At 33.3% G+C, this 5,684-nt stretch carries 5 protein-coding genes and 1 pseudogene; all 6 read right to left on the bottom strand.

The window, feature by feature from the left end; genetic code table 11:
• Positions 1-139: 139 nt before the first annotated feature.
• A pseudogene (locus AC1Q8L_RS29810) lies at positions 140-591 on the bottom strand (ASCH domain-containing protein); the annotation flags it as partial.
• A gap of 354 nt (positions 592-945) precedes the next feature.
• Complete coding sequence (gene uppP, locus AC1Q8L_RS29815) at positions 946-1,743, bottom strand: undecaprenyl-diphosphate phosphatase UppP (RefSeq protein ID WP_001279959.1); 798 nt, start codon at positions 1,741-1,743, stop codon at positions 946-948.
• A gap of 17 nt (positions 1,744-1,760) precedes the next feature.
• Entirely contained in the window at positions 1,761-2,498 is a 738-nt protein-coding gene (locus AC1Q8L_RS29820) for an ABC transporter permease (RefSeq protein WP_000247715.1), read from the bottom strand.
• Complete coding sequence (locus tag AC1Q8L_RS29825) at positions 2,491-3,420, bottom strand: ABC transporter ATP-binding protein (protein ID WP_000074572.1); 930 nt, start codon at positions 3,418-3,420, stop codon at positions 2,491-2,493. The genes AC1Q8L_RS29820 and AC1Q8L_RS29825 overlap by 8 nt, the downstream gene beginning before the upstream one ends.
• A 68-nt stretch (positions 3,421-3,488) precedes the next feature.
• On the bottom strand, positions 3,489-4,502 hold the full coding sequence (locus AC1Q8L_RS29830; RefSeq protein ID WP_000845338.1) for a sensor histidine kinase: 1,014 nt from the start codon (positions 4,500-4,502) through the stop codon (positions 3,489-3,491).
• Positions 4,492-5,205: a response regulator transcription factor gene (locus AC1Q8L_RS29835; protein WP_098312244.1), complete on the bottom strand. Its 714-nt coding sequence runs from the start codon at positions 5,203-5,205 to the stop codon at positions 4,492-4,494. Before AC1Q8L_RS29835 ends, AC1Q8L_RS29830 begins: the two co-directional genes overlap by 11 nt.
• Positions 5,206-5,684 lie beyond the last annotated feature (479 nt).

A 5,684-nucleotide genomic window follows, 5' to 3' on the forward strand; every position in this document is an offset into this window, starting at 1 on the left:
ACACGGAAGTTAAGCTCTCTAGCGCCGATGGTAGTTGGGACCTTGTCCCTGTGAGAGTAGGACGTCGCCAAGCAACTTTAAGACGAGTCAGAATGACTCGTCTTTTTTGTGTTTTATAAAAATAAGAATGGCTGGTAAATTTCACTTTATTGTTCACATCAACAAGTTCAAAACGCTCACAGACGAGTAACATATCTTCAGAGAAATTAAGGCCAAGCTCATTTAGTTCCTTTGTAAAAAAAGAACATGGGTGTCTCTCCAGTAATTATAAGTACGATCTCCTTCGCCTTCAGCGATAGCGAATTCTTCGCTTACTTCATTCATTGGTGTTACAGTTACTTCTATTGTCTTAATAATAGCTACAGGTTCATCATTACTATTGAGTATAATACTATAATCATTAGCAGTCGGTAGCGGTTCATTTTCTAATTCATAAAAAATGTGACCGGAGCATGTAGCGGTTTTAATACCGTCAATTACTAGCTGTGCAAGATAATTAGGGGAATCCCCAAATTGCCAAGCTGTAACAGATTCTGTTTTTTTGTTATTTCCCCAATAAGTATCCCAATATGTCTGTGCTAATTGATTCATTTTTATCGTCACCTCACTCTAATTAATATGTAGTCTCTTTATAATTCCTAGGAAATTTACTTATTTGTTATGCCTTTGTACTCATTTTTAATTTGTATTAGTATGTTGCAAATTAAAAAGATACTATGTGGAGTGAATATGGTTCGTAAATATGTTCTGTACATATATGGGATCTTTAATTTTCCAATTGTATTTTATGATAAAGGATATAGTTACTTAAAGAACGTTCAGATTATGAATGGTAGTTTATTATCACTATGCCATATTGAAGTGAGTAATACTAGAGTTGAAATAGATAAAAAAACCGATATTCTAAATTGAATATCAGTTTAATAATATGTGACTTATATGAATCTATAGCAATACGAAAAGCGTAAATAAGATAGCCAACAAAATACGATAGTATGCAAAAGGTTTTAAACCTATTTTCTCTAAAAGCTTTAGAAAAGTTACTACCGCTAGCATCGCTACTATAAAAGAGGTAATGAATCCTACCGCAAACATAGGGATGTCATCGACACTTAAATACTTCCAGCTTTTTAGTAAGTCTAAGCCTGTAGCCCCAATCATTACAGGAAGAGCTATTAGAAAAGAGAATTCAGATGCAGTCTTATAATTTACTTTTGCTAATAGACCTCCAGAGATAGTAGAGCCAGCTCTAGAGAAGCCAGGGTATACTGCTAAGCATTGAAATAATCCGATTGTTAAAGCTTGGCTGTATGTTAAATCGTCCAGTGAATAGGCTACTGCCTCTTTCTTTTTTTCTTCTGCAAAGATCATAAGAATTGCCCCTGCTACAAGTCCAATTACAACAGTGTATGGCTGGAATAAGTATGTTTTAATAATATCATGTAGTAGCAAACCAGCAACCACTGCTGGAAATACGCCAAGAAATACATGGAATGCGTTGAATTTTTTTTCTTTCTGTAGAAGAGGCTTAATATTACATAAAGAAACGAGACGTTTATGATATAAAATTGCAATAGCTAAAATTGCGCCTAGCTGAATAACAATTTCAAACGTTTTTGCTCTTTCTCCTTCAAAGCCTAATAAATGCCCGACTAATATAAGATGGCCAGTAGAGGATATAGGTAAAAATTCAGCTAATCCTTCTACAATACCGAGTATGAAGGCAATAATGATATCGCTCATAGTTTCACTCCTATAAATTAATGAATGTCTACTTTTTTAAAATAGAATAGTGTTGCAATAAACCCGGAAATTGTCGTTACTGCGATGATGATATAAGAATACTCTGGTGGATATGTCGGTTGTAATTCGTTATTTGCGATATCTAGAGTAGCGGTCCACGGAAATAAATCTTTATGCTTGGAGTTTACGAGCATAAGATTAGTCATTGTAATAATGACTGTTAATATAATGGGCGGTACATAGCTCTTCATTACAAGAGTTAGTAGCACAATAGGTGAAGACAATAGAAAGAGAAGTCCACCACATATTAAAAATTCTAGGAAAGAACCTAAAAGTAAAGCAATGTTAAAACCAGGAAAGTTCCCCAATAGCCCTAATATTAAAGTAAGTGCCCAAGCGACTAAAGTTAGCATCATAATCCAAAGAAAGAGAATGATGAATTTACTTATAATAAAGCTAATGCGCGACACGGGGATAGTTAGTAAATTTTTCAGTGTATCTTCTGCATATTCGCGGGTAAGCAAATAAGCAACCACTACTCCATATAAGGGGAATCCTATAACTAAAGTAGTATATAAGTTAACGTCAGTGAATAATTGATGGAACCAAATAGTTGGAGTTGGCTGTTTTGTTTTTATATGTATATAAGAGGCTACTACAACTAAGAAAGGTGCGACACCAGCACCAATAATGCTAATTAAAAACATATTAGAGCGTTTTAGTTTTAAGAGTTCTGTATAGAGTAGATTAACCAATTGTTCCACCTCCAACTAGTTTGGTGAAATAATCTTCTAGTCTATCTTCGCTTATCATCATTTTTAATACTTCAACATCATTGAGAACGAATGTTCTGTTTATGTATCCTTGTTGTCCAAAATGAGAGTAAATACGAATATTTCTTTCATCATGTACCTCATAATCAAAAATTTGAAGATGATTTTCTAATAACCTCACAGCTTTATCGTCATTATTCACTTGAAACTCTATGTACTTACGGTTTGCTTTGCGCAGCGTATCAAGAGAAACTTCTTCTAGTAACTTTCCTTCATGAATAATTCCGATACGATCGACTAACTGTTCTACCTCGGCTAATATGTGACTAGAAATGAGTATTGTTATATTTCTTTCTTGAGCTAAGGAATGAATAAGTTTTCGCATTTCTTTAATACCAATAGGGTCTAGTCCGTTAGTTGGTTCATCTAATATGAGTAGCTCAGGATAATGGAGAAGAGCGCGTGCAATTCCTAAGCGTTGCTTCATTCCTAAAGAATACTTTCCCACTAACTTTTTTGTCTCATGCTGCAAGCCTACTATTTCTAATGCTTCTTCAATAGCATTCTTTTTGTGAACCCCAATTATCTTTGCATTAATTAATAGGTTTTCTTTTGCAGTTAAGTTTTCATAAAATCCTGGAACTTCAACTATAGAACCAATTCTGCTTAAAATATCTTTTTGATTTTGGAATAAGTTCTCTCCGAATATTTCAATTGTTCCACTTGTAGGTTTTATAAGACTAAGCAGCATACGAATGGTTGTTGTTTTACCAGCACCGTTCCGGCCTATGAAGCCATAAATCTCCCCTTTTTGAACATTAATATTTAAATTATCTACTGATTTTTGATTGCCATATACTTTAGTAAGGTTAGTCGTTTTTATAATTGTATTTATAGGAGACACCTGCTTTCTATAAGTTCGTACTTACATCATAAAAAGGAAGGCTTAACTGCATATTAATCATTTCTTAACTATTTCTTAAAAGTATTGTGTTTTGGAATAGAAAAGCTAAAATTAGTTCGTTTCCATGGAGTACTTTCAACCCATATATGCCCACCATTTTTTTCAACGAGTGCTTTAGAAATAGAAAGTCCGAGACCGCTACCACCAAATGGAGAGTTTCTTGATTGTTCGCTTCGGTACATTCGCTCAAATATGTTTTGTAAATCATGTTTTGGAATACCAGGGCCTTGATCCCAAATATGAAGTTCGTATTCTGCATCAGCTTCTAGTAGTTCGACCCCTATTGTTTTCCCATCCTTTCCGTAATAAATTGCATTTTTCATTAAATTACCGATAATCCGCATAATGCTTAGATGATCTGCGATGATAGGACAAGTAGACTCTGGTATAAGAATTTGCAGTTCGATGTTATGTTTTGAGAGCTCAGGTAAAAATTCAATCAAAACTTCTCTAGTAACTTCAGAAAAGTCGAGTTCTTCTTCTTTTAGTGGAAATTCATTAGCGTCTAGCTTCGCCATATTGAATATTTCATCAACTAGGTGCTTTAAGTTATTTGATTTCATATAGAGTATTTTAAGATATTCTTGTTTTTCTATTTCAGAAGCAGCAACTCCGTCTTTCAAAGCATCTATATATCCGATAATGGAGGTGAGTGGTGTTCGTATATCGTGGGAGATACTAGACAAAAGTTGTTTTCTGGATTCCTCGGATCTTTTGGCTTCAATCTGAACTTGCTCTAATTTAGCTATTAGCTCGTTTATTGAAAAAACGATATTATGTAATGAATGGTCATTGCTTGTGAATAATCTCGCTTGTAAGTTTCCTTTTAGTACACGACTTAATTTAGTTTCCATTGCTTTGCGATGTTGAATGAATTGTATTCTTGAAAAGAAGAGATAAATTGTAATTAAGATAAGGATAATAAATAAAGACATTTTTACTCTTGGGTTCATTTGTATGTTTAAAATCCCACAAATGATAAGTTGTAATGAAATAAGGAAGAGGGTTTTATCAGTCTTCAAGCTTTTCACCTACAAACTTATAACCAATTCCCCATATAGTCTGAATGAATTTTGGATTGGAAGGGTCAATTTCTATTTTCTTTCTAAGTTTTCGAATATGTACCATAACGGTATTGTCATCTTCAATATAATTATCGTCCCACACATTTCGGAAGAGCTGTGTTTTTGTAAATACTTGCCCTGGGTGTGAAGTAAAGAATTTTAATAGTTCCAGTTCTTTTCCAGTTAAGCTAATTTCTTCTTTGTTTGTATGAACTGTGTATGTATTTAAATTGATAGTTAGTCCTTTAAAAGATAAAGTCGTTTTTTCTTGAGTAGTATTGTTACTTCCGAGAACTAAAAAACGACGCATAAGAGCTTTTACTCGTGCAATTACTTCGTGAATGCTGAAAGGTTTCGTAATATAATCATCAGCACCAATGCTTAAACCTAAAATTTTATCAACTTCATGATCTTTAGCGGTGAGCATTAATATAGGTACGTTAGTTTTATCTCTAAGTTTTTTACATACCTCGATTCCATCTATTTTGGGCATCATAAGATCTAATATAAAGAGGTTATAGTTATTTTGATTAAATAAATGCAAGGCTTCTTCGCCGTTGATTGCAGTGTCTACCATGTATAATTCTCGTTCTAAATATATTTTTAATAAATTTCGGATTTCTTTATCGTCGTCTGCTATAAGGATACGTATATCTTTCAAATCTTCACCTGCTTCTAATAGAGTTTTATTGATAGTACAACAACTCTCTAATTATATACTAGTATTTGTTAAAATAAGGTTGCTAGTTTTGTTGGAGAAAAACGTCTACACAAGTTAAGTCTAGAGTTCAAATTAACCCGAATATATTTTGGAAAATAAATTAAAGAGAAGCAGAAGGTGTTCTCCGATAATGAAATTCTATAGAGACGTATCTAGCTAAAAAAGCATAAAAATATTAAATTGAATTTCTTTATAAAAAGGTGTTGACGATTATACTTTAGAGGTGTAATATAGAACAAGTCGCCGATGACAGTAACGTCGCAAGCGACAAACGAAATGAAAAACTTAGTTGACATTACAAAATAGAAATGTTAACATAAGGAAGTCGCGAATGAGCGACCGAGTAGTTCTTTGAAAACTGAACGAAACAAACAACGTGAAACGTCAATTTTTATTTTTAGATGCTAGACAAACTAACT

This window comes from Bacillus sp. GW823-FHT06A11 (assembly GCF_058795355.1).

What these genes read in the sequence shown, in the direction of transcription:
- uppP (WP_001279959.1), bottom strand. Translation starts at nt 1,743, where the DNA reads ATGAGCGATATCATTATTGCCTTCATACTCGGTATTGTAGAAGGATTA.